We start from the raw sequence: 26,470 nt of genomic DNA, 5'->3' as shown, positions 1-26,470 counted from the left end.
ATCATCAGATCCCTGCGGGTCAAGGCGAGAACGGGTGGGTTGTCCGGCCGAGCCTAGACTTGGGCCATGCCGATCGACCTGAGTCTGCTCCACGGTGTGCGGTGGCGGGGGCAGCCGGTGGTCGGCGAGAGGGCTCAGGCGCTGCTCGCCGCCCTCGCGCTCTCCTGCCGGACCGTGCACACGGACCGGCTCATCGCGGAGGTGTGGGGGGACGACGAGCCGGCCAACCCGGCGAAGGCGCTTCAGGTCCTGGTGTCCCGGACCAGGTCGGTCGTGGGGCCGGAGGCGCTGGTCACGGAAGGGGGCGGCTACCGGCTCGTGGGTCCGCCCGACCGGGTCGACGCCGGTCGGCTGCACGATCTGGCGTGCCGGGCGCGGACGTTGCTCCCCGAGCATCCGGCCGTGGCGGCGGAGGCGGCGGAAGAGGCGCTCGCGCTGGGCGCCGGAACGCTGCCCCCCGAGGGCGACGGGCCGCTGGCCGAGGTGCGCCGGCGCGCCGAACGCGACCTGGCGTCCGCGCGGGTCGTGCTCGCCCGGGCCCGGAGCCGGAGCGGCGACCACGGCCCCGCCCTGTCCGGGCTCGAGGAGGCTGTGCGCGTCCACCCCGAGGACGAGGGGCTGCTCGCCGACCTCCTGCGCAGCGAGGCGGCGGTGCGCGGGACGGGCGCCGCGCTGGACCGCTTCGAGCGCTACCGGTCGGATCTGCGTGACCGGATCGGTGCCGACGTCGGCCCGGGGCTGCGGCGGGTCCACCGCGAGCTGCTGGCGCTCGACAGCCCCGTGCGCGCCGGCGTGCGGTTCGACACGACCCCGCTGCTCGGCCGCGACGACGACCTCCGGCGGGTGCGGGCGCTGCTCGCCGCGTCCCGGGTGGTCTCGATCCTCGGTCCGGGCGGGCTCGGCAAGACCCGGCTCGCCCATGCCGTCGCCCGCGAGGCCCCGCAGCCGGCGGTGCACTTCGTCGAGCTGGCCGGCGTGACGGCCCCCGAGGATCTGGTCGGCGAGGTGGGGTCGGCGCTCGGCGTCCGCGACTCGGTGACCGGACGCCGGACGCTCACCCCGCAGCAGCGCGCCGACGTCCGCGCCCGGATCGCCCAGCGGCTCGACCCGGCCCCGACGCTGCTGGTGCTCGACAACTGCGAGCATCTGGTGGAGGCGGTCGCCGGCCTGGTCGCCTATCTGGCCGCGACCACGCGGGAGCTGCGCATCCTCACCACGACCCGCTCGCCGCTGGCGATCGCCGCCGAACGCGTCTATCCGCTGCCCCAACTGGGAACCGGTGACGCCGTCGAGTTGTTCCACGACCGCGCGACCGCGGCCCGGCCCGGTGTGCGCCTCGACGAGGACGACGTGCGCGCCGTCGTGGCCCGCCTGGACGGCCTGCCGCTCGCGATCGAACTGGCCGCCGCGAAGGTGCGGGTGATGTCACCGGCCGAGATCGCCCACCGGCTGGAGGACAGGTTCGCGCTGCTGCGCGGCGGCGACCGGAGCGCCCCCTCCCGGCACCAGACGCTGCTGGCGGTGATCGACTGGTCCTGGAACCTTCTCGGCGAGCGGGAGCGCCGGGCCCTGCGCCGCCTCTCGGCCTTTCCGGACGGCTTCGCCCTCGACGCCGCGGAGGAGGTGCTCGGCGGCGACGCCCTCGGCGACATCGCCGAGCTCGTGGAGCAGTCCCTGCTCGCCGTCGTGGAGACCGCCGACGGCGTCCGGTACCGCATGCTCGAGACGGTGCGCGAGTTCGGCCGGGTGCGGCTGGAGGAGGCCGGCGAGACCGCCGGGGCGCGGGCCGCCGTGCGCGCGTGGGCCGTCGGTCACGCCGACCGGCACGGCGTCCGGCTGTACTCGCCGGAGCAGGTCGACGCGGTGGACCGGCTGCGTCCGGAGGAGACGAACCTCGCCGACATCCTGCGCGAGGCCCTCGCCGACCCCGACCCCGATCCGGAGGCGGTGGTGGTGCTGTTCTCCGCGCTGGGCGGCTACTGGACGGTCCGCGGGGACCACCCGCGCAGCATCGTCCTCACCCCGGCCGTCGCCGCGGCCCTGACCGGCTGGACGCCCCCGCCCCGGCTCCTCGACCGGACCCGGGTGGCCCTGAGCATCGCGCTGCTCAACAGCGTCATCGTCTCCTCCGAAGATGCCGGGGCACTGGCGCGGATGCTGTCCGGGCTGGGCGCCGACTCGGCGAACCCGGTCGTCCGGGCGCTGGTGACCGTGCTGCTCACCATGCTGGAGGACCCCCATGACGGCCTCGACGATCTGGCCGCTGATCCCGACCCGCTGATCCGCCGGATCGCGCTGCACTTCCTGAGCCACGGCCGGGAGAACGCCGGTGACCCGGCCGGCGCGATCGAGGCGACCCTGGGCGCCCTCGAGCTCGCCGACGAGGGCGGCGGTCCATGGAACCGGGCGGCCCTGCACACCCAGCTGGCCGGCCTGTACGCGAACTCCGGCGACTTCGCCTCCGCCGCCGGGCACGCCGCCGAGGCGCTCCCGGTGCTCGAACGCCTCGGCGCGGTGGAGGACGCCGTCCAGATCCGCGCCGCCCTCGCCATGGCGGCGCTCGCCGAGGGTCTCCGTGACGAGGCCGCGTGGATGATCGACGACCTGGAGTCGCTCGCCTCCCGGAGCACCTACGGCGAGATCCTGTCGGTCGCCGTCGCCAGGGCCCAGCTGGCCCTCGTCGACGGCGACGTCACCGAGGGGCTGCGACGGCACCGTGAGGCCGCCGAGCTGCTCCGGGACCTGAGCGTCCCGCATGCGCCGGACGGTTCACCGTGGACCGTCGTGGGCGAGGCCTTCGCGCTCCCGGCGTTCGCGCAGTACGGCGAGGGCGACGACGGCGCGGACCTCTTCGAGTCGCTGCGGGCCAAGGTCCTGATCGTGCTCGGCCCGGACCACGAGTTCAGGGACTACCCGGTGGTGGGGATGGTGCTCGCCGGGCTGGGCGTCTGGGGCCTGCTGAAGGGAGCGATGCCCGCCGAGGACGGGGTACGGCTGCTCGTGCTCGCCGACCGGTTCGCCTACAACCGGTTCGCCCCGACGATGCAGTGGCCGGTGCTGTCCGCGCACGCCGAGCGTGTCGCTCCCGGCGTCATGTCCCGGATCGAGGCCGAGTACGGCGAGCGGCGCGGCCCCGACCTGCTGGCCGAGGCCCGCGCCGTCCTGGATCGGGTGGTCTGACGCGGTCCGGAGGACACCGCGCGAGGACGCCGCCTACATCTTGCGGGAGTACGAGCGGACCGCGAGCGGGGCGAAGACCGCGATGACGACCGCGCAGCCGATGACCGCCCAGCCGACCTCGGCCGTCACGGCCCCGTCGTTGAACAGGTCGCGCACCGCGGAGACGACGTGCGAGACCGGGTTGACCTTCACGAACGCCTCCAGCCAGCCGGGCAGCGTCTCGGCGGGGACGAAGGCGTTGGACAGGAAGGTGAGCGGGAACATGATCATCATTGAGATGCCCTGGACGCTCTGCGCCGAACGCGCCATCGTGCCCAGCCAGGTGAAGATCCACGCCAGTGACCAGCCCGCGAACACGGTGAGGGCGACGCCGCCGATGCAGCCGAGCACGCCGCCGCCGGGGCGATAGCCGATGGCCAGGCCGGTGACGAGCGTCAGCACCGACGCGATGCCGTACCGGACCAGGTCGGCGATCATCGGGCCGGCCAAGGGGGCGATCCTCGCGATCGGCAGGGACTTGAAGCGGTCGAAGACCCCCTTGTCCATGTCCTCGCGCAACTGCACGCCCGTCGCCATGCAGACGGTCAGGGCCGTCTGGGCGAGGATTCCGGGGATCAGCACCGGGAGGTACTCCGGGACGCTGCCGGAGATCGCGCCGCCGAAGATGAACGCGAACATCGCGGTGAACAGCAGGGGCTGGATGAGGACGTCGAAGAACTGCTCGGGCTTGCGGCGCATCTTCTTCAGGGCCCGCCACGCCATCGCCATGGTCTGGACCCAGGTTTCCTGGAACGAGTTGCGGGACGTGGTGCCGGCGACCACGGCGGACGGGTCGATGCGCCGAGGGGCGGGGGTCGTCGGGGTCGTCGGGGCCCCAGCGCTCGTGGTGGTCATCGGGCCGCCTCCATCTGGGATTCGTCGTCGGTGCCGTGGCCGGTCAGCGCCAGGAAGACCTCGTCCAGCGTCGGCTTGGCGACGCTCACCGAGGAGATGCCGAGGCCTGCTTCCCGCAGGCCGATGAGGACGTCCGCGGCTCGGTTCGGGTCGGGGAGGGGGACGTTCATGCGTCCTGATTCCGGGGTCAGGACCGGGTCCTCGCCCAGCAGCCGGCGGACGACGTCGGCGGCCAGGGCGGTGTCGGAGCCGGCTGCGAGGTTGAGCTGCAGGGTCGAGTCGCCGACCTGGGTCTTCAGGGCGTCGGGGGTGTCTTCGGCGACCTTCCGGCCCCGGTCGATCACGGCTACGCGGTCGGCCAGCTGGTCGGCTTCGTCCAGGTACTGGGTGGTGAGGAGGATCGTGGAGCCGTCGGTGACCAGCTCGCGGATGGTGTCCCACATCTGGCCCCGGGTTCTCGGGTCGAGGCCGGTCGTGGGCTCGTCCAGGAAGATCAGGGGAGGGCGGGTGATCAGGCTCGACGCGAGGTCCAGGCGGCGGCGCATGCCGCCGCTGAACTGGGCCAGGGGGCGGTCGGCCGCCTCCTGGAGCCCGAAGCGTTCGAGCAGGTCACCGGCGATGCTCTTGGCTCGGGTGCCGGTCAGGCCCTGGAGGCGGGCGAACAGCCAGAGGTTCTCCCGGGCGGTCAGGTCCTCGTCCACCGAGGCGTACTGGCCGGTGACGCCCACCAGTTGCCGGATGCGGTGGGGCTCCCGCCGGACGTCGACGCCGAAGATCTCCGCATGGCCGCCGCCGATGGGGAGCAGGGTGGCGAGCATCCGGAGCGTTGTGGTCTTTCCCGCTCCGTTGGGGCCCAGGACTCCGAAGATCTCGCCTTGCCGTACATGGAGGTCGATGCCGTCCACGGCCCGGAAGTCTCCGAAGTCCTTGACCAGACTGTCGGCCCGGACGGCACTGAGGTCCGCCATGACGCGTCTCCTCTCTCCGCCGGGTACCTCCCGGCGTCCGAGGAGAGCTTCCGCGCCATCGGCTTCGTCGCGGCTTCACGCCGGTTTCACCCCTGGCCCGCCGGTTTCGTCGGCTCCGGTTCTGCGGGTGGCGATGAAGGCGGTCCGCCGGCCGGGGACGAGGGGAGGACGTACGGCGTACGGGACTGATCGTCAGCGCAGAGGTGCGCGCCGTTTCGGCCTCGGGGGCGTGGACCTCTGCGCTGACGATCTTCAGAGGCGGAAGCGGACCGGCATGTGCTTGATGCCGTTGATGAAGTCCGAGCGCATGCGCCTGGGCGGAGCGGTGAGCTCGGCTTCGGGGAAGCGCCGCAGCAGCTCGCGGACCATCGCCGTGATCTGGGCGCGGGCCAGGCCCGCGCCCAGGCAGAAGTGGGGGCCGCCGCCGCCGAAGGTCAGATGCTCGTTGGGGGCGCGGCGGATGTCGAGGGTCAGCGGGTCGGCGAAGACCTTCTCGTCGTAGTTGGCCGAGGCGTAGAACGTGACCACCTTCTCACCTTCGGCGATCTTCTGGCCGTGCAGCTCGGTGTCCCGCACCGCCGTACGGCGGAAGTTGTGGATCGAGGATCCCCAGCGCAGGAACTCCTCGGTGGCCGAACGCCACAGGTCCTCGTCGTCGAGGTTCGCGGCCAGCTCCTGATAGACGTCCGGGCGCTCGATCAGCGCCAGTACGGCGTGCGCGATCAGGTTGCGGGTGGTCTCGTTCCCGGCCACGGTCAGCATGACGAAGAAGGCGTCGATCTCCTCACGGGTGAGCCGATCGCCGTCGACCTCGGCCTGGACCAGCACGGTGAGGATGTCGTCGCGGGGGTTCGCGCGCCGGTCCTCGACGAGCTTGTCGCAGTAGAGGAACATCTCCCCTCCGGCGATGTCGCTGTCATCGGAGGTGGTGTGGAAGTCGGGGTCCTGGAACCCGATCATCCGGTTGGACCAGTCGAAGATCATCTGCTGGTCCGACCGGGGAACGCCGACCATCTCGCAGATCGTCTGGAGGGGGAGGTGCTGGGCGACGTCGGTGACGAACTCGACCTCCCCGCCCTTCTCGGCCACGGAGTCGGCGATCCGCGCGGCACGCGCCCGGATGGCCTCCGTCAGCTTTCCGACCATGCGGGGTGTGAAACCGGCGCTGACCAGCCTGCGGTAGCGGGTCTGCTTGGGCGGGTCCATGTTGAGCAGCATCAGCCGCGCGACCGCCATCTCCTCCGGCGACGGCGTGCGGATGAAGGTGCTGCCCGCCTCGGTGGACCAGGTGTGGTGGTCACGGCTGATCGCCCTGATGTCGTGGTAGCGGGTGACGGCCCAGAACCCCGTGTCGTCCGGCACGTCGTGCCAGTGGATCGGCGCCTCGCGGCGCAGGTACGCGAACTGGTCGTGCGGGACTCCCCGCTCCCAGGTGTCCTCCAGCAGGTCGATCCGCATGCGGACGGCCCTCTCTTCCCGGCACCGAAGGATCGGTGCGCCCTCGACGGTCTCCGCAGGACGTCCCGGCGGGTTCGGCCCGCCGGGACGCCCCGTCTGCTCTCCGCTATCTCACGGCGCGCGCCGGACGGCAAGGGGTCTCGGTCCGTTTCCGCCTCCGGCCCGGTGACGGCGCCGCGCCCGGCGGACCGTCATGACGGAGGGGTGCGGCGCAGGGCCGTCGCGGCGTGGTGGAGGGCGTCCAGCAGGGGAACGAGCAGGGGGTGGCGCTCCGCTCCGCGCCGCACCGCGGCGAAGACCCGGCGTTGCGGGCCCGCGACCGGGCGGATCACCACGCCGGACAGGTCCGTCCCGCGCAGCGCCAGGCGCGGCACCATCGCCACGCCCGCCCCCGCCGCGGCCAGCGCGACCACCGCGCTGAAGTCGTCGGAGGAGTGCGCGAACTCCGGGGTGAACCCCGCGTGCTCGCAGGCCAGGGCGATCACGTCGTGGCAGGGGTTGCCCGGGTAGGGGCCGATCCACGTCTCACCCGCCAGGTCCGCGACCGTGACCGGTTCCTCCGGGAACGCCGCGTCCGCTGTGCTCGCCGTACCCGGGGGGCGCGGCGCGGAGGCGCCCGTGAGGCGGTGGCCGCGGGGAAGGACGACGTCGAACGGCTCGGCGTACAGCGGGATGCGGGAGAGACGGCGGTCGTCCTCGGCGGGGGCGCCGCGGTACTCCACGGCGACGGCCACGTCCACCACGCCGTCCAGCACCATGGTCAGGCTCTGGTCGCCCTCGGCGTCCAGCACCCGCACCTGGAGGCCGGGCTCCTTGTCCCGGAGCACGCCCATCGCCGGGGCCACCACCAGCCCGATCGCGGTGGCGAAGGAGGCGACCTTCACCTCGCCCGCCGTACCGGTCGTGTACGCGGCGATGTCGGCCCCGGCCCGTTCGAGCTGGGCGAGGACCTCGTTGGCGTGGTCGAGCAGGATGCGGCCGACGGCGGTGAGCCGCACCCCCCGGGCGTCGCGCTCCAGCAGCCGGTGGCCGACCTCGTGTTCGAGGGCGGCGAGCTGCTGGGAGACGGCGGAGGGGGTGAGGTGCAGCGCGGCGGCCGCGGCGGTGACCGTCCGGTGGTCGGCCACCGCGCGCAGGGTCCGCAGCCGCCGGGTGTCAATCACCCTCTCATTGTCGTCGAGTCCGCCGTCGTCCGGCTCACCGCCGTCCGGCGCCCGGAGTGCGCATGTCCGCGGCACCGGACGCCCGCCCGCCGGGAGGGCGGGCCGCTCAGCGGACCAGGCCGAACCCGCCCCTGCTGAGGGAGATCATCTCGGGGGCGGCGGCGCTCTCGTTGATGGGGGCGCGGCTGTCGCTCGCCAGCGTGGTGACGACGTACGTCCGCCCCTTCGCGGTGCGCCCGAGGAAGGCCATGGTGAGGACGCCGACCTCGGAGCCGCCCTTGTACCAGACGGTGGGCCAGGCGCCGGGGTCGAGACGGAGTCCGGCGTCGTTGGCCGACATCACGTCGTTCAACCGGTCGCTGTCCAGCTTGAGCAGTCCGGCGTAGGCGCGGCAGATGTCGCGGGGGGAGCCGAACCACTCGATGGAGTTGATCTTCCGGGGGCGCTGCCCCGCCCAGTAGCCGTCGGCCGCGACCGGGAGCCCGGCGACGACGTCCTTGAGGTAGGTGCGGCGGTCCGCGGTGTCGCGCGCCAGGTAGGCGCGGGCGTGCCGGGGGTAGTCGACGGACTTCAGCAGGAACCACTCGCGGACGGTGAGGAAGGGCATGTTCAGCTTGGCGTGGTCCGACCACTGGCGGACCTTCTTCTCCACGGCCTTGCGGCCGACCGTGTGGATGAGCAGGTCGGTGGCGGTGTTGTCGCTGATCGAGATCATCAGCTTGGCCGCCTCGTGGACCGTGACGGTGCTGTTGTCCGGCCGGGTGCCCAGGCCGTCCTCGGCGGGCAGCTTCACCTCGGGCGTGAGGGTGAGCTTGGTGTCCCAGCTCAGCTTGCCCGCGCGGATCTGCTCGGCCACCGCACCGAGCACGTAGAGCTTGAAGATCGAGCCCAGCGGCCGGGGGGTGTCCGCCTTGACCGCGTGGACGGTCTCGCAGCGGCCCGGCCCGTCGATCTCGGCGGCGAGGAAGCCGGTCGTGCGGGCGACCTTGCCGAGCCGGGCGTCGAGCTTGGACCAGCTGGTGGGCGCGGACGGGATCGACGGCGCCACCCCCACTCCGTCGATCTTCCCGTCCGCGTCCACGGCGAGCTGGAGGTCGAACTTCTGCCCGGCGAGGGTCGCCGTGCCGGCCAGGGAGGTGGGGGAGACCTCGGTCAGCGTGTCGAGCCGGAGACCGGCGGCCTGCTTGAGGAAGCCGTTGAAGCCGTCGACGGAGATGTGTTTGAGGAACTCGGCGCTCACGTGCTGCTCGATCTCGCTCGCGTCGAGCGGCGCGCGGCCCGTGGCGTCCAGGAACCAGCGGAGCTGCTTCCCGGCCGGGCTGTCGGGGATCTCCGGGGCGGCGGCTGCGCGCGTGGACTGCGTGAACGGTGCGGACTGCGCGGCTGCCGGGAGCGCGCCGCCCGCGCCCACCGCCAGGGGGGCGGTCACGGCGAGGGCGGCCAGCGCCAGGGCGCGTGTCATCCGGGGCCGAAGGTGCACGACAATCTCCTCCATGAGCTGCGGTCCACCGGCACCGTCACGGTGCCGGCCTTGATCTCCACGCTAGGGAGGGAGCCTGCGATGAGGTATGCGGCGGGCCGCCGACCTCCCGGGTGCGGCCGTCCTCCCCGGATGTGCGGACAACCTCATAGACGCCGGTTCACGGGAGGGACACACTGCCTTCCGTGATCCCCCCGACTCCGGCACGCCTTCTCGCCGCGTCCATGGCACTGGTGGCGGTCCTCGGGGCCGTCGCCGGGTCGGTGCTCGAGACCGGGCTCCCGATGCCGCCCACGCAGTGGGCGTTCGTCGCCCTGGTGCTGGTCCTGCCCGCGCTGGGCTGGCTCGTCGCCCACCGGCGGCCCGGCAACCTGTACGGCTGGCTGCTCCTGGCGACCGCGGACTGCCTGGGCCTGGGGGCCCTCGGGGTCGGCATCCTGGTCTCCGCGGAACCCGGGCAGTCCACGCCCCTGGCCGTCCTCGCCGCCCTGCTCGCCTCGCTGTTCGCCCCCTTCTACGGGTTGTCGTGGGTGTTCATCCCGCTGTTCTTCCCGGACGGGCGGCTCCCCTCGCCGCGCTGGCGTGTGGCGGCCTGGATCGCCGCGGTGGCGATCACCGCGCACTGGCTGGGAGTGCTGCTGCTCCCGGACCAGGTGTACGTCATCTCGCCGGTCGGCAACCCCCTCGGGATCACCGGGCCCGGTGAACTGGTCGTGGCAGGAATGGGCGGGCTGGGGCAGCTCACCACCTTCGTCGTGGCGCTGGTGGTGCTGGGCTCCCTCCTGGCGCGCCTGCGCCGCGGCTCCGGACCCGAGCGCCGCCGGCTCCGCTGGATGGCCGCCGGCCTCGCCGCCACCCTCGGCGGATTCCTGCTGACCTCGTTCTTCCTCGTCGCCGGTTCGAGGGCGCTCTGGCTCGGGCTGGTGAGCATGCTGGGCGCGCTGCCCGCCGCGATCGCGGTGGCCGTGTTCCGGCACAACCTGCTCGACATCCGGGTGGGCATCCGGGGATCGCGCTTCTTCCTCGTCTTCGACGTGCGGCCCACGGTGGACGAGCTGCTGTCGGAGATGGCGCCCGGCCTGGAGGAGGCGGAGCCGGGCGAGCAGCTCGGGCGGCTGGCGGGAGCCGTACGGACGGCGCTGGACGCACGGTGGGCGGCGGTCACGCTCGCGGACGGCACCCGGGTCGTGGCGGGTGCGGAGGAGGGCGAGCCGGGGCTGACCGTCCCCGCGGGGCAGGGGCACATCGCGTGCGGCCCCAGAGACGAGGGCCGCTTCACCGCTGACGACCGGCGGCTGCTGCGCGCGCTGGCCGTACCGGTCGGACTGGCGATCCAGAGCGCGGGGCTGGCCGCCCGGCTGGTCAACGCGCAGGAGGCCGAGCGGCGGCGGATCGAGCGCAACATCCATGACGGCGCGCAGCAGCAGATCGTCGCGCTCATCGCCGGTCTCGAGGTGGCCAGGGCCACCGGAGGAGGCCCCGAGATGCTGGCGCTCCTGCGGGACCAGGCCCGGCAGACCCTGGACGACCTGCGGGAGCTGGCGGCGGGCATCCATCCGTCGGTGCTCAGCCAGGGCGGGCTGGCGGAGGCGCTGGAGGAGCGCTGCTCGCGCCTTCCGGTGGCCTCGACGGTGAACGTCGATCCGGGACTGCGCGTGAGACGCTTTTCCGACGAGATCGAAGGGGCGGTGTACTTCACGGTGAGCGAGGCGATCGCCAACGCGCTCAAGCACGCCGGGGCCTCGGCCCTGGACGTACGGCTCACGCTCTCCGGCGGGCGGCTGCAGGTGACGGTCGCCGACGACGGCGCGGGGTTCGACCCGGGGACGGCCGTGCGGCGGGGGCTCGTCGCCCTCACCGACCGGCTGGCCGCGCTCGGCGGCGGGCTGGACGTGGCGAGCGCGGAGGGAGAGGGGACGACGGTGAGAGCCTGGGTGCCGGTCCATGACTGAGTCGCCGATGCCGCCGGTCACGCCGGAACCGCCGCGCGTCGTCGTCGCCGACGACCACTACCTGGTCCGCGAGGGCGTCCGGCGGTTGCTGGAGACGTCCGGGAAGGCCGTCGTCGCCGGAGCGGTGGGCAGCGCCGACGAGGTGCTGGACGCCGTGCGCAGGCTCCGGCCGGACGTGGTCATCACCGACATCCGGATGCCCGGCGGCTCCTTCCGGCCGGGCTTCGAAGGCATCGACGCAGCCCACCGGATCCGCGCCGAGCACCCGGCGGTCGGCGTCGTGGTGCTCTCCCAGTTCTCCGACGCGCTCTACGCCTTCGAGGTGTTCAAGCACGGCACCGAGGGGTTCGCCTACCTGCTGAAGGACCGCGTCGGTGACCTGGAGGAGCTGCTCGGCGCCGTGCGGGCGGTGGCCGGTGGCGGCTCGGTCATCGACCCCAAGGTCGTGGAGGGCCTGCTGGCCCGCCGTGCCGTACGGGGCGGCCGGGGAGAGGAACTGACCGGTCGCGAACGCGACGTGCTGCGCGAGATGGCCCACGGCAGGTCCAACGGCGGCATCGCCCGGGCGCTCCACCTGTCGGTCTCGGCCGTCGAGAAGAACGTCAACTCGATCTTCATGAAGCTGGAGCTGGAGAACAGCCCGGACACCCACCGGCGCGTGGCGGCGGTCCTGGCCTATCTCGGCACGTAGGTCATCCGGCCGGGCGGACGGCGTAGCCGCCGAGGGAGGGCTCCAGGGCGTCGAAGGCGGTGCCGATGTAGCCGGTGAGGACCGTCGCGATCTCCTCGCCGTCCTGTCCCCCGACGGTGCGGCGGAACGTCTCGTCGAACAGCAGCCGGTGGACGCCGCCGAGCTGGGCGGCGGCCACCCGGGGCAGGATGTCCCCGGGCCCGGCGCCGGTCTCCTCGGCGAGCGCGTCGGCCAGGGCCCTCTCGCGCTCGTCGTGGAACTCCCGCAGCCGGGCCGAGAGCGCGGGGCTGTCGCTGATCATCCGGGCGAACGCGGGGCCGGAGAAGCCGATGACCGGATCACGCTCGGCCGCCGCGGCCAGGTAGGCGCGGCGCAGCGCGGCCAGTGCGGACTCCCCGGGCTCCCTCTCGCGGACGGTCCGGGCCAGGGACTGCACGAACGCCTCGCTCAGGTCGAGGGCGAGGTCCTCCTTGCGCGGGAAGTAGTTGGTGACCGTCATCTTGGCCACCTGCGCGGCCTCCGCCACCTCGGCGATCGTCACCTTGTCGAAGCCGCGCTCCAGGAACAGCCGGGTGGCCTGGTGGGAGATGTTCTCCCTGGTCTGCTGCTTCTTCAGCTCTCTGAGGCTCGTCGTCTGCGTGCTCATGCGACCACCTTATCAGGACCGACCTAAATTTATTATTGACATATTTCTAGGTCGGACATAAGTTTAGGTCAGACAGCGCACAACGAGAGGACAGCCGGCATGGCCGACAGCACAACCCGCGTCGCCGAAGCGATCCAGGGGATCATCCAGCTCGGGCCGGACGCCGCCCGGCCCGGGATCCGGTCCGTGGCGCTGCCCGCGGACCTCCTGCCCACGCGGGTGCCGCCCGCCGCGCCGCAGGCCGGCGACCGTTTCGCCCGTACGGCGGGCGGACGTGGCCTCCGCGTCACGGAGGTGCGGCCGGGGAGGGAGCAGGGGCGCCGCATTCCGGCGCATCGCCCTCACCGCGTGCCCGGTCGCGGCTGACCGGTCCCGCACCGGGAATCGATCACGACCGCCCGGGCGTTCCTGCCAACCCAGACCCGGTGAAAGGACATTTCTTGAGCGCTACCGCCCTCGCCACCCGCCCTGCCCGTCACGTGAACGGAGCCGTCGATGCCGACCAGGTGAAGGACTATCTCCGGCAGATCGGGCGCACCCCGCTGCTGACCGCCGAGCAGGAAGTGGAGCTGGGGGAGCGCGTCGAGGCCGGGACGCTCGCGCAGGAGCGCCTCGACACCGGAGGCGACGCGCTCACCCCGGCCGAGCGGCGCGAGCTGGAGCGGCTGGCCGCCGACGGCCGCCGCGCCAGGGACCACATGGTCGAGGCCAACCTGCGACTGGTCGTCTCGATCGCCAGGCGCTACGCCGCCGGCGGCGGGATGCCGCTGCTGGACCTCGTCCAGGAGGGCACCATCGGCATGATGCGCGCGGTGGAGAAGTTCGACCACCGGCGCGGGCTGAAGTTCTCCACCTACGCCACCTGGTGGATCAAGCAGGCGGTCGGCCGCGCGCTGGCCGACCAGAGCCGGACGGTCCGCCTCCCCTCGCACGTCGTCGAGGTCCTCAACCGGGTGACCCGCGCTCAGCGCGCGATGCTGCAGAAGCTCGGCCGGGAGGCCACTCCGGAGGAGCTGGCGGCCGAGCTCGACCTGACCTCCGAGAAGGTCGAGCAGCTGCTGCGCCACGCCCGGGAGCCGATCTCGCTGCACGTCCGGATCGGGGACGACGGCGACGCCGAGCTGGGCGATCTCATCGAGGACGACGCGTCGGACCCGGCCGACACGGTCGCCTCGTCGCTGCTCCGCGGCCAGCTGGACGCCGTGCTGGAGACCCTGACCGAGCGGGAGGCGGGCGTGATCTCGCTCCGGTTCGGCCTGGACGACGGCGAGGCGAAGACCCTTGAGGAGGTCGGCAGGAGGTTCGGCGTGACACGTGAGCGCATCCGCCAGATCGAGGCCGGGGGGATGCGCAAGCTGCGCCACCCCTCCCGCACCCGGGCCCTGGCCGACCTGCTGTCCTGAGCGCCCGCGCCCTCGGCGGGATGCCGAGGGCGCGGAAGGGGATCACGCCCCCGATCCGTCGATCCGGGTTCAGCCCCGCGCGGTGACGAACGCCTCCACCGCGCGGTCGACGTCCTCGGCGGAGTGGGCCGCCGAGAGCTGGACCCGGATCCTGGCCTGGCCGTGCGGGACCACCGGGTAGGAGAAGCCGATCACGTAGATGCCCTGTTCGAGCAGGCGCTCGGCCATCGCGCCGGCCTCGGCCGCGTCGCCGATCATCACCGGCACGATGGGGTGGTCGCCGGGCAGGATGTCGAACCCCGCCTCGGTCATCCGGCTGCGGAAGCGCGCGGTGTTGGCGCGCAGCCGCTCGCGGGCCTCGCTGGAGCCGCTGATCAGGTCCAGGACGCGCAGGGAGGCGGCGGCGATCACCGGGGCGAGCGAGTTGGAGAACAGGTAGGGGCGCGAGCGCTGGCGGAGGAGCTCGCAGATCTCCTTGCGGGCCGCCACGTAGCCGCCGCTCGCCCCGCCGAGCGCCTTGCCGAGCGTGCCGGTGATGACGTCCACCCGGTCGCGCACGCCGTACAGCTCGGGGGTGCCCGCGCCGCCCCCGCCGACGAAGCCGACCGCGTGCGAGTCGTCGACCATGACCATGGCGCCGTAGCGCTCGGCCAGGTCGCAGATCTCGTCCAGCGGGGCGAGGTAGCCGTCCATGGAGAACACGCCGTCGGTGACGACCAGCTTGCGCCGGGCGTCGGAGGCCTCCTTGAGGCGGGCCTCCAGCTCGGCCATGTCGCGGTTGGCGTAGCGCAGGCGCCGGGCCTTGCACAGGCGGATGCCGTCGATGATGCTCGCGTGGTTGAGCGCGTCGGAGATCACCGCGTCACGGTCGTCGAGCAGCGTCTCGAACACCCCGCCGTTGGCGTCGAAGCACGAGCTGTACAGGACGGTGTCCTCCTGGCCGAGGAAGGCCGACAGTCGCGTCTCCAGCTCCTTGTGCACCTCCTGCGTGCCGCAGATGAACCGGACCGAGGCCATGCCGTAGCCCCAGCGGTCCAGCGCCTCCCGGGCCGCGGCCACCACCTCGGGGTGGTCGGCCAGGCCCAGGTAGTTGTTGGCGCAGAAGTTCAGCACCTCGCGGGGCCCGCCCGCGGCGGAGACGGCGATGCCGGCGCGCTGCGGGGTGGTGATGACCCGCTCGGGCTTGAGCAGGCCGGCCGAGGCGATCTCGTTGAGGGCGGCGCGAAGGTCGTCGCGGACGTTGTCGAACATCAGGCGGTCCAATCCATGATGATCTTGCCGGTCCTGCCGCTCGCCGCGGTGTCGAAGGCCGCGTCGAAGTCACGGTAGGAGAAGCGGTCGGTGATGACGGGGGAGAGGTCGAGGCCCTTCTCCAGGAGCACGGACATGGCGTACCACGTCTCGTACATCTCCCGCCCGTAGATGCCCTTAATGGTGATCATGGAGGTCACGATCGTCGCGAAGTCGACCGCGAACTCCTCCGCCGGCAGGCCCAGCATGGCGATCTTCCCGCCGTGCGTCATGTTCGCGATCATGTCGCGGAGCGCCTGGGGGTGCCCGGACATCTCCAGGCCCACGTCGAAGCCCTCACGCATGCCGAGCCGCGCCATGCCGTCGGCGATGGGGGTCTCGGCCACGTTCAGCGCCAGGCTGACCCCGATCTTGTCGGCGATGGCCAGGCGCTCGGCGCTGAGGTCGGTGATGACCACGTTGCGCGCGCCGACGTGGGTGGCGACGGCCGCGGCCATCAGCCCGATCGGCCCGGCACCGGTGATCAGGACGTCCTCGCCGACCATCGGGAACGACAGGGCGGTGTGCACGGCGTTGCCGAACGGATCGAAGATCGCCGCCACGTCCGGGTCCACCGGCGTCCGGTGCACCCAGACGTTGGAGGCGGGCAGCGTCACGTACTCGGCGAAGGCGCCGTCGCGGTTCACCCCGAGCCCGACCGTGTTGCGGCACAGGTGCCGGCGGCCGGCCATGCAGTTGCGGCACTTGCCGCAGACGATGTGCCCCTCGCCGCTGACCAGGTCGCCGACGGCGATGTCTTCGACTCCCGGCGCCACCTCGACCACCTCGCCGCAGAACTCGTGCCCCACGACGAGCGGGAGCCTCAGGGTCTGCCGCGCCCACGCGTCGAAACTCCGGATGTGCAGGTCGGTCCCGCAGATCCCGGTGCGCAGCACCCTGATCAGCACCTCTCCCGGCCCCACCTCGGGCTCGGGCACGTCCACCAACCACAAGCCCGGTTCGGCCCGCTCCTTGACCAGCGCTTTCATGTCAGGTCCCCCCTCATCTTCCGACTTTACGCACTGTGCCGGGCCGCCTCCGGCGGTGTCCATCGCGCTTTTCTTAACCCGGGGAACAGCGTGGCTTCACACCCCACGTCGGCCCGGCTGTGTGAGGGAGGTCCTGACGAGCCGGATCCGGCCGGGGGGGATCCGCCGCCGGAACGGGGAGGAGGCCCCTCCCATGCGGGAGGGGCCTCCTGGGCGACGCGATCCGACCGGTCGGACCGGCTGTGGGGAGGGAGATCAGCCGGTGGGGAAGTTGTCCGCGGTGCGGATGCGGTCGCGGATGTAGACGCCCGACTGGTTGAGCACCCCGGTGCCGGCGTAGGCGGTGCCCGAGCAGGTGCCCGCCTTGAAGGCGGCGCTGCTCTCACCGGCGTCGGAGTAGGTCCAGTTGGCGTAGCCGATCTTCAGCTGGTCCAGCATGTCGATCCAGGCGGCGGTGCTGGCGAGGTCGACCTCACCGTTCCCGCTGGCGGTCACCGTGCCGAACTCGGAGACGAACAGCGGCAGTTTCGCGGCTGCCCGGCTCACCGCGGCCCGGTAGTTGTCCTTGTGCGAGGCGGCGTAGAAGTGGAAGGCGTACATGATGTTCTCGGCGTCGACCGGATTGTTGACGATCTCGGTCTCGTTGGAGCCCTCCGAGACGCCCAGTGACGACCACGCCCGGGTGCCGACGATGATCACAGCGTCCGGGTCCGCCGCCCGGATCACCGGGATGACCTGCTCGGCGTAGCTCTTGATCGAGGCCCAGCTCACCCCGTTGGGCTCGTTGGCGATCTCGTAGATGACGTTGCTCCTACCGGCGTTGCGGGCGGCGACCGAGGCGAAGAACGTCTTCGCGCGGGCCAGGTTGTGGTTGGGGTCGCCCGGCGTCAGCGTGTGGAAGTCGATGATCGAGTACAGGCCGCGCGCGGTGGCCATGTCGACGTACCTGTTCACCTGCTCGGTGAAGGCGGTCGGGTTGGTCTCGTAGCCGCCCTCCTGCACGTACATCGCGACCCGCAGGAAGTCGGCCTTCCAGTCGTTCGCGAGCGCGTTCAGGGAGGCGTCGTTGTAGCACTTGGCGAACCACTGGAGGCCGTGGGTGCTCATGCCGCGCAGCTGGATCGGGCGGTTGTACTTGTTGCACAGGTGGACGCCGCAGACGTGCAGCTTGCCGTTGATCCCGACGGGGGTGCCGGTGGCGGGGGGCGCCGTGGAGGTGGGAGTGGGCGTGGCCGTACGGGTTGCCGTGGGAGTGGGCGTCGGCGTGGCCGTGCGGGTCGGTGTGGGAGTGGGCGTGGCCGTGCGGGTCGGTGTCGGTGTGGCCGTGGGGGTGGGAGTGGGGGTGGGCGGCGAGGGCGGCCTCGTGGCCGTGTCGTTGCAGGTGACCCCGTTGAGGGTGAAGGTCGTCGGGATCGGGTTGCCGCCGGTCGTGCTCCCGATGAACCCGATGTTCGCCGAGGCGCCGGTGGCCAGGGACTTGTTGTAGCCGACGCTGCCGGCGGTGACGGCGGTGCCGTCCTGGTCGTAGACCGCCGACCAGCCGTGCCCGACCTTCTGGCCGGAGCTCGGGAAGGAGAAGCCGAGTTTCCATCCGTCGATGGCGCCGCCGAGGTTCTTGACGGTGATGTTGGCGCTGAAACCGCCCGGCCAGCTGCTGGTGGTGTAGGTGACCGCGCAGCCGGCGGCGGTGGCCACGGCGTTACCGACCGGCATGGCCGCAAGCGAGCCCAGAGCGAGCGCGACGGTGGCGCCGATCCTCAGGAATCCGCGGCGCGGACGCGAGAGAGGTTTCACGACAGTGGCCTTTCATATTCTGGTCCGGCCCTGGCGAGGAGAGATCGCGCAATGGCGCTTCCCCGGCGCGACCACCCCTCGCGGACCGAATGAGGAGGGGCCGTCGAAGGCCCCGAGCGCTGCAGAGTTCGGAGGGGTTTCTACCAGTTCGATGGCCGCGAGCCACATTTGAAGTGATGTGGCCGGTTGTCGATTCGGCGCCGGAGATCCGCTGAATCCTCTCCAGCCCCTGCTCACGCACCCTCACCCGGTACGGCGGGCCGCCGCCGGTGCGGATGAAAGTTTCATCGCGGGCGTGGCGGACCTGGGCGCGCGGCGCCGAGGGAAGAACCGCCCCGCCGTACGGCGGGGCGGGCGGGCGCGGAGGGGCGGCGGGCGGTGCGGCGTGGGTCAGGAGGCGGGGTGCCGCCGCTCCTCCCGGAGGTGCCCGTCCTGGAGGTGGGCCAGGGCGTCGGGGGTGACCGGGCCGGGACCGAGCTGGCGGGGGCCGGCGTCCGGATCGGTCCCCGCAGTGGCCCCCGCAGTGGCTTCCGCGGTGGCCTCCGTGGCCTCCGCGACCGCCTCGGCGGCGGCCTGCTGAGCCTCGGCGGCCTCCTTCGCGGCGGAGACGTGCTCCTCCCGGGAGAGCTCGCGGGTCGCCGGGGAGGCCGGGAGGGACTCGGTGAACGCCCTGGAGACGCCCTGGAGGGCGGAGGTGACCTCGCTGGGGATCACCCAGAAGGTGTTGCCCTGCCCCTTGGCCAGCTCGGGAAGGACCTGGAGGTACTGGTAGGCCAGCAGTTTGGGGTCGGGGTCGTTGCGGTGCACGGCCTGGAAGACCTCGTCGATGGCCTGGGACTGGCCCTGTGCCTTGAGGATGGCGGCGCTCCGCTCGCCCTCGGCCCGCAGGATGGCGCTCTGCTTGTCGCCCTCGGCGGTGAGGATCTGGGACTGGCGCTGGCCCTCGGCGTTGAGGATCGAGGCACGCTTGTCCCGCTCGGCGCGCATCTGCTTCTCCATCGCGTCCTTGATGCTCTTCGGCGGGTCGATGGCCTTGATCTCGACCCGGTTGACCCTGATGCCCCACTTGCCGGTCGCCTCGTCGAGCACGCCCCGGAGCTGGCTGTTGATCGTGTCACGCGAGGTGAGCGTCATCTCCAGGTCCATGGAGCCGATGACGTTGCGCAGGGTGGTGACCGTCAGCTGCTCGATCGCCTGGATGTAGTTGGCGATCTCGTAGGCCGCCGCGCGCGGGTCGGTGACCTGGAAGTAGAGCACGGTGTCGATCTCCACGACGAGGTTGTCCTCGGTGATCACCGGCTGCGGGCGGAAGGAGACGACCTGCTCGCGCAGGTCGATCATCGGGTAGACCCGGTCGATGTAGGGGATCACGAAGTTGAGGCCGGGCTTGAGCGTGGTGTGGTACCGGCCGAGCCGTTCGACGTTCCTGGCCCGCGCCTGGGGCACGATCCGCACCGATTTCATGACCGTGAACACGGCGAACAGGACGACGAGCACCCCGACGATCAGCAGCGGATCCATGGCTCACTCCCTCGGATAGACGAGGGCGGTCGCGCCCTCGATCTCGATGACGTCGACGGCCGCCCCGGCCGGGATCACCAGCGTCTCGTCGTATGCTCTCGCCGACCACTCCTCGCCGCCGATCTTGATGCGGCCGTCTCGCCCGGTGACCTCGCTGGTCACGTAGGCGGTCTTCCCGACGAGGGCCTGGACGCCGAAGCGCCGGCCGGGCGGGGGCGGCCTGAGATGCCGCTTGGCGATGGGTCTGATCACGACGACTCCGGCGGCGAGCGAGCCGGCGAAGACGATGAGCTGGAGCGGGACGGGGAGGCCGATCAGGGCGGCGAGGGAGGCGAACAGCGCCGCGCCGCCGAGCAGGCCGAGGGCGGTGGTCAGGGTGAAGATCTCGGCGACGCCCAGCACCACGGCGAGAATCAGCCAGATGACCCAATCATCCATGCTCCGGCCCTCCTACCTGTGCAACGGGTCCGGTGTCCGCAGGGTTCCCGTCTCCACCGTATGTCGCCGCCGGCATGCCTGCCAGGAGCCGGACAGGGATGGTGGGACGCCTGTTCGAAGCCGAAGCCGAAGCCGAAGCCGAAGCCGAAGCCGAAGCCGAAGCCGAAGCCGAAGCCGAAGCCGAAGCCGAAGCCGGCATGCCGGCCGGGAGCCGGGCGCGGGTGCGGAGCGGCCGTCAGGAGTCGGAGGCGGGGCCGGAGTGCAGCGCGCTGCCCTTGAGCCAGTCGGACCAGGAGAGCTGCCAGTAGCCCCAGCCGTTGTCCCACTCCAGCTCGCGGTCGGTGCCGTTGATGATCACCGGGTCGCCGCGCAGTGAGTTCGTGTAGAACCAGGCGGCCTGGTCGGGTCGGGCGTTGACGCAGCCGTGGCTGACGTTGACCCGGCCCTGCGCCCAGACGTTGTCCTTGGCGTGGATGTACTCGCCGCTGTTGGAGATCCGCACGGCATGGTTGATCATCACGTCGTAGTAGCCGGGGTCGCCCTCGCGGCGGTTCGGGGAGATCATGCGGACCGGGTTGGTCTTGTCCATGGTGAGGTGGATGCCGCTGGTCGTCGTGTACTCCCTGGTGGTGGCCATGCCCGCGCTGATGGCCATGCGCTGGACGACCTCGCCGTCGCGGCGGACCGTCATCTGGTGGGTCCGGGTGTCGATGGTGCTGATCTGCTCGCGCCCGACGGTGAAGCGCACGGCGTGGTCGGCCGTGCCGTAGGTGTCCTTGGCGGCGCGGACGCCGGACAGGTACGCGGTGAAGCCGACCTTCTCCCCGGCCGGCCAGTAGCGGCGGGGGCGGTAGACGGCCCGGGTCTCTCCCGACCAGTGCCAGGCGCCCTCGACGGCACTCGGGCTGCTGACCTCCAGCGCCTTCTCGACGGCCGCCCTGTCGCGCACCGGGACGTCGAAGTCGACGATGATCGGCATGCCGACGCCCACGGTCTCACCGGGGCTCGGGGTGACGGACACGATCCGGAAGGTCCGTTCGGGAGTGAAGGTGCGGAACCGTCCGGTGGCGCTGCCCCGGACGCCGTTCGCGCCGGTGGCGGTGGCGCTCACGGAGTAGTCCTTGCCGGGGGCGAGGGGCCGGTTCGAGCGCCAGACGGTCCGGGTGGGGTCGAAGTAGCCCGGCACGGGGTCGTCGTCCGCGTAGGCGACGACCCCGACCAGCGTGCCGGCTCCGGCGCGCACGGTCAGCCCCCGGGTGGTCGGCGCCTGCTCCGACCCCGGCCGCGGGTCGATCTGGACCACGGGCGCGGCCGTTCCCGCTGCCCGGTCGTCACCTGTCGTGACCGAGGAGCAGCCCGCCAGGGCGAGCATGAGGAGAAGGGTCGTGAGAGGGCCTGCGGCGCGCCGCATCGATTCCTGCCTTTTGATCGTCCACAGCGTTCGCGGTGGTTACGAACAGCCGGCTGCCAAGATTAGCGCTCCGTAATCACGAAAGCACGTTGAGTCGCAACACGGGCTTATCGTGCCGGATGGACGGTTCCCGACACCTCCCCGAGGGCGATCGCGCTCCCGTCCGGGCCCGGCGCGGTCGCGGTGATCGTGACGGTGTCGCCGTCCTCCAGGAAGCCGCGCACCGATCCGTCGGAGAGCTTGATCGGCTCGGTTCCGTTCCAGGTCAGCTCCATGAAAGAGCCCCGCTGGTCCACCTCCGCGCCGGAGATCGTGCCGCTGGCGAACAGGTCGCCGACCCGCAGAGAGGCGCCGTTGACGGTCATGTGGGAGAGCATCTGGTCGGGCGTCCAGTACATCTCCCGGTACGGCGGGCGCGAGACGACCTCGCCGTTCAGCCTCACCTCCAGGGACACGTCGAGACCCCAGGGCTCGCTGCGCCGCAGGTATTCCAGGGGTTCGGGGTCCTGGGCCCGCCCCGGGACGCGGGCGGAGGCGAGCGCCTCCAGCGGGGTGACCCACGGAGAGATCGAGGTCGCGAATGATTTACCGAGAAAAGGTCCGAGCGGGACGTACTCCCACCCCTGGATGTCCCGCGCGCTCCAGTCGTTGACCAGCGTCACGCCGAACACGTGGTCGGCGAACCGGCCGGCGCGCCCGCCCAGCTCGGTCGGGGCGCCGACCACGAAGCCGAGCTCCGCCTCGATGTCCAGCTTGGCGGAGGGACCGAAGATCCCCGCGCCGCGCTGCCCGCACGGGCGGACGATCGGGGTCCCCGAGGCGACGACGGTCCCGGCCCTGCCGTGGTAGCCCACCGGCAGGTGCCGCCAGTTCGGCTTCAGCGGCTCGTCGTCGGGGCGGAGGATCCGGCCGAGGTTGGAGGCGTGCTCCAGCGAACAGTAGAAGTCGACGTAGTCGCCCACCTCGATCGGCAGGTGCATCCGCACCTGGTCGAGCGGGACCAGATGCGGTTCGACGGTGGCCAGGTCGGTGCGGAGCTTGTTCTGGATCACCGCCCGGGTGTCCCGCCACGCCGTCGCGCCCCTGGCCATGAAGCCGTTGAGCGAGCCGGTGGCGAACACCTCGTCGTGCAGCGCCCCGGCCAGGTCGAGCACGTGGTCGCCGTACCGGACGCCGACGCGCGGGGTTTCGCCGTCGGTCCGGGAGAAGACCCCGTAGGGAAGGTTCTCGATGCCCCAGGGGCTCGCAGTCGTCACACGTCCTCCTCTTCGATCGGTTCGGTCAGGCCGAGGGCGCGCAGGTCTTCCAGCGGAGCGCTCGTGCTGCACGAGCCGTAGGACACCAGCAGTTCCCTGGCCCGCCGCGCGGTCCCGTCCGGTACGGCCCGCGCCAGCCGTACCAGCTCGCCCACGTCGGTCAGTTTCAGCACCGGCACCGGGTCGTGCCCCTCGACGGCCTGGCAGACCGCGAGGACCAGGTTGAGGAAGCCGTGCCGGTCGGTGCCGAGCGCCGGGTCGAAGTGCCGGACCGCGTGGTGCAGCCCGGCGGTGGCCTTGAACGGGACGCCCTCGGCCGCGCAGTGCGCGATGAAGGCGCCCAGGTCGTGGGCGCCGGGGAAGGCGTCCGCGGTGAGGCCGCCGCACCTGATCTTCAGCCCGGTCCCCTCGGGCAGGTGGACGGGGAGCCGGGCCGCGGTGACCTCGACGAACCGGCGGGCCTTCAGGCCGGGCGGCGCGGCGGGCACCTCGATGCGCCCGGCCGGCGTCTCGAACCGGGCGCCCGGGATCTCGACCAGCTCGACTTCCAGGCCGTCGAGGTCCTCGGCGGGGGGCAGGTCCGGAGTGTCGACGATCAACCCGAGCCTGATCGGGAGGCCGGACCCCGCAGATTCGGCGCGCAGCGCGGGAAGCCGGCTTGCCGGGCAGAGGAACCGGTGGGTGAGGACCGGGTGGCCCTCGGCCAGGTCGCTCCGGTGCCGGGCCAGCGCCGCGGACATCGGCAGGGCGGTGGGCGGGAACAGCCCGGCGTCGTCGACGAGGCCGTGGAAGAGCGTCGCCGCGGTCATCGCGCCCACGTCCAGGCGTATCCGGGATCCTCCACCGACAGGGCGGCGGGGCCCAGGTCCAGCGGGCGGAAGGTGTCGACCATCACGGCCAGCTCGTTGGTGCGGGTGTGCCCCTGCCGTACCGCTTTGACGACCGCCTCGACGGCGCCGGGCTGCGGGCCGTGGGTGAACCCGGCCGGGTGCAGCGAGATCGAGCCGACGTCGATGCCGGAGCCCTTGCGCGCGGTGTAGTCGCCGCCCGCGTAGAACATCAGCTCGTCGGAGTCGACGTTGTGGTGGTTGTACGGGATCGGCACGGCGTCCGGGTGGAAGTCCAGCGGCCGGGGGCAGAAGGAGCAGATGACGAAGTTCGGGCCCTCGAAGGTCTGGTGGACCGGCGGCGGGGCGTGGATGCCCTTCACGATCGGCTCGAAGTCGTTGATGTTGAAGGCGTAGGGGTACAGGCAGCCGTCCCAGCCGACCACGTCGAAGGGGTGGTTGCGGTAGACCAGCCGGGTCAGCCCGCCGCGCGTGCGGACCAGCACCGGCACCTCCTCGCCCTCGACGACCAGCGTCTCCTGCGGGGCGCGCAGGTCGCGCTCGCAGTAGGGGGCGTGCTCCAGGAACTGGCCGTACTTGGACAGGTAGCGCTTGGGCGGGCGGATGTGCCCGGCGGCCTCGACGGTGAAGGCGCTCACCCGGCCCTGGGGCACCCAGCGGTGGATGGTCCCGGTCGGCACGACGACGTAGTCGCCCTCACCGGCCTCGATGACGCCGTAGGTGGACTCGAACCTGACCCGGCCGCTCGCGATGTAGACGCACTCGTCGCCCATGGAGTTGCGGTAGAGCTCGCTGGGGGTCTCGGTCGCGACGTACGACATGCGGACGTCGGCGTTGCCCGCGAGCAGTCCGCGCCCGGTGACCAGGTCGCCGCCGACCGGAAGGTCCTGGGTGCGGAAGTGGCGGGGGGAGAGCGGCAGGTTCGGGGTCAGGGCCGAGGCCGCGCCGGGCTCGACCGCCTCCGCCTTGATGATCGCCGTAGGGAGGTGGCGGTGGTAGAGGAGCGACGAGTCGCTGGAGAAGCCCTCCTCGCCCATCAGCTCCTCGGCGTACAGCCCGCCGTCGGGCCGCCGGAACTGAACATGTCGCTTGCGGGGTACGTCACCCACCATGCGGTAGTACGGCATATGCGCTTCTCCCACCTATGTCCGACTATCGGACACTAGCGTCCTCTATACGAACAACCATCTGTCACCGGGCGGGGGATGTCAAACACGAGCCGTGGCCCGCGCGGACGCGGGGACCCCGGAGGGAGGCCCCCGAGAGCTCCGGACGTGGCCGGGCGCCCACGGGCCTCCGTACGGCCGCCGCCCGGGTTGTGCTCAGCTCGGCGGCGTCCCCGCCGATGGGCGATCACGACACGTGTGAGTCCGGTCACGGAAGGAAGGGTGTCCATGGGGGTGTTCCTCGCCGTCGCGTTCGCGGTGTCGGCCGCCGTGGCGGGGGCGGTGGCGGTCGTCAGCCGGCTCCGGCGGGAGTCCCCTCTCTCAGGTGTGAACACCTTCATGGGGGCGGGGACCGCCGTGATGTCCGTGATGGGGATGGTGCAGGTCCTGGCGTCCGGCCCCACCGGCGCGTGGCTCGCCGCGACCGCCTCGACCGTCGCGTCGGCCGCCGTCGTGGCCGGCGTCCTCTGCCTGTCCAAGATCGTGGCGAACCGTGCCTGGCGGGTCTCCCGCCGGGCCGTCCTGCTGCTGGCGGCCGATCCCGCGGCGGCGGCGGGCCTGGCGCTGACGAACCCCTGGCACCACCTGCTCTTCGCCCGTGCCGAGCCCGCCGGCCCGGAGGGGATGCTCGTCTCCGCTCCCGGCCCGCTCTTCTGGCCGCACATGGCCTACGTCTACGTCCTGCTCTCGGTCAGCCTGGCGCTGGTGGTCCGCGCCCGGCGGCAGGCGCCCCCGGGCCGGCGGCAGGTGCACGCCTGGACGATCACCGCGTTCACCCCGCCCGTCGCGGCCAACATCGCGGGGATGTCGCTGCCCGTCCGCCTGCCGGACCTGACCGCGATCGGGCTCAGCGTCACGATGGTCATCGCCTACGGGGCGCTGGTCAGATCGCTTCCGCAGCGGCAGATCCAGGTGGCGCACGGGCAGGTGTTCGACACGATCAGCGACGCGGTCGGCGTGATCGACCGATCCGGCCGCGTCCTCAACGTCAACGCCTCCGCCCGGGAACTGCTGCGCAGGGCCGGGTTCCCGGACGAGGTCACCGGGAAGTCGCTCCACGAGATCCCGGGGTTCGGTTTCGCGCTGTCGGAGGACGGCAGCACCGACCAGACCGTGACGGACGTGCTGGGCCGGGGCGTCGACCTGCACGTGCGCACCAGCGTGGTGCGGGACCGCCGCGGCCAGTGCGTCGGCTGGGTGCTCGTCACCCGCGACGTCACCGAGCTCAACCGGCGGCGGCACGAGGCCGAGAAGGCCAACGTACGGCTGCGCGAGCAACTGGAGACGATCGAGGCGCTGCGCGCGGACCTGGCCGAGCAGGCGGTCCGGGATCCGCTGACCGGACTCCACAACCGCCGCCACCTTCTGGAGGCGCTGACCCGGGAGGTCGCCCGCGCCGCCGAGGAGGGGACGCCGCTCGGCCTGGCGCTCGTCGACGTCGACCACTTCAAGGGGATCAACGACGCCTACGGACACGGCGGCGGCGACGTCGTACTGGTGCACATCGCCAGGCTGCTCGCCGGCGAGGTCCGTCACGACGACGTGGTCGCCCGCTACGGAGGGGAGGAGTTCGTGCTCATGCTGCCCGGCGCCACGGCCGAGTCCGCCTGGGAACGGGTCGACGAGCTGCGCCGGCGGGTGGGCCGGGCCGCGATCGGAGTCGGGGGCGGTCCGCTCTCGGTCACCTTCAGCGGAGGCGTCGCCGCGCTCCTCCCTGGGCAGAGCCCGTCGGACCTGCTGCGGGCCGCCGACGAGGCGCTGTACGAGGCGAAGCGGCTCGGCCGGGACCGGGTCGAGCGAGCCGCACCCCGTTCACCGGGTGCCGGGGCCGCACCCCGTTCACCGGGTGCCGGGGCCGCACCGTGCTCCCCGGGCGCTGCGGACACCGGCGCAGGGGCGGCGGCCTGAGCCGATCACCCGGC

At 72.1% G+C, this 26,470-nt stretch carries 21 protein-coding genes; 6 read left to right on the top strand and 15 right to left on the bottom strand.

Going from position 1 to position 26,470, the window contains the following annotated elements:
• The first annotated feature begins 66 nt into the window (after positions 1 to 66).
• On the top strand, positions 67 to 3,180 hold the full coding sequence (locus tag HS041_RS01405; RefSeq protein WP_196438704.1) for an AfsR/SARP family transcriptional regulator: 3,114 nt from the start codon (positions 67 to 69) through the stop codon (positions 3,178 to 3,180).
• A 33-nt stretch (positions 3,181 to 3,213) separates the two neighbouring features.
• Here the strand turns inward: HS041_RS01405 and HS041_RS01400 are convergent, their stop codons facing one another.
• From HS041_RS01400 to HS041_RS01380, 5 genes are all read right to left on the bottom strand, one after another.
• Complete coding sequence (locus HS041_RS01400) at positions 3,214 to 4,074, bottom strand: ABC transporter permease (protein WP_196438703.1); 861 nt, start codon at positions 4,072 to 4,074, stop codon at positions 3,214 to 3,216.
• The gene (locus tag HS041_RS01395) at positions 4,071 to 5,042 is read right to left on the bottom strand and encodes an ATP-binding cassette domain-containing protein (RefSeq protein ID WP_196438702.1); all 972 of its coding nucleotides are present in this window, start codon (positions 5,040 to 5,042) and stop codon (positions 4,071 to 4,073) included. Before HS041_RS01395 ends, HS041_RS01400 begins: the two co-directional genes overlap by 4 nt.
• A 252-nt stretch (positions 5,043 to 5,294) precedes the next feature.
• The gene (locus HS041_RS01390; RefSeq protein WP_196438701.1) at positions 5,295 to 6,500 is read right to left on the bottom strand and encodes a cytochrome P450; all 1,206 of its coding nucleotides are present in this window, start codon (positions 6,498 to 6,500) and stop codon (positions 5,295 to 5,297) included.
• Between the two features lie 191 nt (positions 6,501 to 6,691).
• Positions 6,692 to 7,663 (bottom strand): LysR family transcriptional regulator, encoded by a 972-nt coding sequence (locus HS041_RS01385; RefSeq protein ID WP_196438700.1) that lies wholly within the window; start codon positions 7,661 to 7,663, stop codon positions 6,692 to 6,694.
• Between the two features lie 106 nt (positions 7,664 to 7,769).
• Positions 7,770 to 9,143 (bottom strand): serine hydrolase, encoded by a 1,374-nt coding sequence (locus tag HS041_RS01380; RefSeq protein ID WP_196438699.1) that lies wholly within the window; start codon positions 9,141 to 9,143, stop codon positions 7,770 to 7,772.
• A gap of 185 nt (positions 9,144 to 9,328) precedes the next feature.
• Here HS041_RS01380 and HS041_RS39880 point away from each other — a divergent pair, with 185 nt between their 5' ends.
• Both HS041_RS39880 and HS041_RS01370 read left to right on the top strand, forming a co-directional pair.
• Complete coding sequence (locus HS041_RS39880; RefSeq protein WP_196438698.1) at positions 9,329 to 11,095, top strand: sensor histidine kinase; 1,767 nt, start codon at positions 9,329 to 9,331, stop codon at positions 11,093 to 11,095.
• Positions 11,088 to 11,786: a response regulator transcription factor gene (locus tag HS041_RS01370; RefSeq protein ID WP_230878382.1), complete on the top strand. Its 699-nt coding sequence runs from the start codon at positions 11,088 to 11,090 to the stop codon at positions 11,784 to 11,786. Before HS041_RS39880 ends, HS041_RS01370 begins: the two co-directional genes overlap by 8 nt.
• Before the next feature lies 1 nt (position 11,787).
• Here HS041_RS01370 and HS041_RS01365 read toward each other — a convergent pair whose 3' ends face one another.
• Positions 11,788 to 12,432, bottom strand: coding sequence for a TetR/AcrR family transcriptional regulator (locus tag HS041_RS01365; RefSeq protein ID WP_196438697.1), 645 nt, complete (start codon positions 12,430 to 12,432; stop codon positions 11,788 to 11,790).
• A 99-nt stretch (positions 12,433 to 12,531) separates the two neighbouring features.
• On the opposite strand from HS041_RS01365, the gene HS041_RS01360 reads away from it, so the two are divergent.
• Complete coding sequence (locus tag HS041_RS01360) at positions 12,532 to 12,798, top strand: hypothetical protein (protein WP_196438696.1); 267 nt, start codon at positions 12,532 to 12,534, stop codon at positions 12,796 to 12,798.
• 74 nt (positions 12,799 to 12,872) lie between these two features.
• Entirely contained in the window at positions 12,873 to 13,835 is a 963-nt protein-coding gene (locus HS041_RS01355) for an RNA polymerase sigma factor (RefSeq protein WP_374058815.1), read from the top strand.
• A gap of 69 nt (positions 13,836 to 13,904) precedes the next feature.
• Here the strand turns inward: HS041_RS01355 and HS041_RS01350 are convergent, their stop codons facing one another.
• The 9 genes from HS041_RS01350 to HS041_RS01310 form a co-directional block, all read right to left on the bottom strand.
• Positions 13,905 to 15,086 carry a glycine C-acetyltransferase gene (locus tag HS041_RS01350; protein ID WP_196440715.1) on the bottom strand — a complete coding sequence of 394 codons (1,182 nt, stop codon included), beginning with the start codon at positions 15,084 to 15,086 and terminating at the stop codon, positions 13,905 to 13,907.
• Complete coding sequence (gene tdh / locus HS041_RS01345; RefSeq protein WP_196438695.1) at positions 15,086 to 16,114, bottom strand: L-threonine 3-dehydrogenase; 1,029 nt, start codon at positions 16,112 to 16,114, stop codon at positions 15,086 to 15,088. Before tdh ends, HS041_RS01350 begins: the two co-directional genes overlap by 1 nt.
• 255 nt (positions 16,115 to 16,369) lie before the next feature.
• Positions 16,370 to 17,908, bottom strand: a complete 1,539-nt coding sequence (locus HS041_RS39700; RefSeq protein ID WP_196438694.1) for a cellulase family glycosylhydrolase — start codon at positions 17,906 to 17,908, stop codon at positions 16,370 to 16,372.
• Between the two features lie 390 nt (positions 17,909 to 18,298).
• Positions 18,299 to 19,429, bottom strand: a complete 1,131-nt coding sequence (locus HS041_RS01335; RefSeq protein ID WP_196438693.1) for an SPFH domain-containing protein — start codon at positions 19,427 to 19,429, stop codon at positions 18,299 to 18,301.
• 3 nt (positions 19,430 to 19,432) lie between these two features.
• A complete protein-coding gene (locus tag HS041_RS01330; RefSeq protein ID WP_196438692.1) occupies positions 19,433 to 19,867 on the bottom strand; it encodes an NfeD family protein in 435 nt (144 codons plus the stop codon).
• A 235-nt stretch (positions 19,868 to 20,102) separates the two neighbouring features.
• On the bottom strand, positions 20,103 to 21,239 hold the full coding sequence (locus HS041_RS01325; protein WP_230878381.1) for a L,D-transpeptidase: 1,137 nt from the start codon (positions 21,237 to 21,239) through the stop codon (positions 20,103 to 20,105).
• 146 nt (positions 21,240 to 21,385) lie between these two features.
• Positions 21,386 to 22,534, bottom strand: a complete 1,149-nt coding sequence (gene fahA, locus HS041_RS01320; RefSeq protein ID WP_196438690.1) for a fumarylacetoacetase — start codon at positions 22,532 to 22,534, stop codon at positions 21,386 to 21,388.
• Positions 22,531 to 23,343, bottom strand: a complete 813-nt coding sequence (locus HS041_RS01315) for a hypothetical protein (protein WP_196440714.1) — start codon at positions 23,341 to 23,343, stop codon at positions 22,531 to 22,533. The genes fahA and HS041_RS01315 overlap by 4 nt, the downstream gene beginning before the upstream one ends.
• Positions 23,340 to 24,509, bottom strand: coding sequence for a homogentisate 1,2-dioxygenase (locus HS041_RS01310; RefSeq protein ID WP_196438689.1), 1,170 nt, complete (start codon positions 24,507 to 24,509; stop codon positions 23,340 to 23,342). The genes HS041_RS01315 and HS041_RS01310 overlap by 4 nt, the downstream gene beginning before the upstream one ends.
• Positions 24,510 to 24,776: 267 nt before the next feature.
• Here HS041_RS01310 and HS041_RS01305 point away from each other — a divergent pair, with 267 nt between their 5' ends.
• Positions 24,777 to 26,456 carry a histidine kinase N-terminal 7TM domain-containing diguanylate cyclase gene (locus tag HS041_RS01305; RefSeq protein ID WP_196438688.1) on the top strand — a complete coding sequence of 560 codons (1,680 nt, stop codon included), beginning with the start codon at positions 24,777 to 24,779 and terminating at the stop codon, positions 26,454 to 26,456.
• Positions 26,457 to 26,470: the final 14 nt, after the last annotated feature.

Source organism: Planomonospora sp. ID67723, from assembly GCF_015711605.1.
Lineage (GTDB): Bacteria > Actinomycetota > Actinomycetes > Streptosporangiales > Streptosporangiaceae > Planomonospora_A.
The sequence above is the reverse complement of the archived record's forward strand: the minus strand, read 5'-3'. Positions and strand labels throughout refer to the sequence as shown.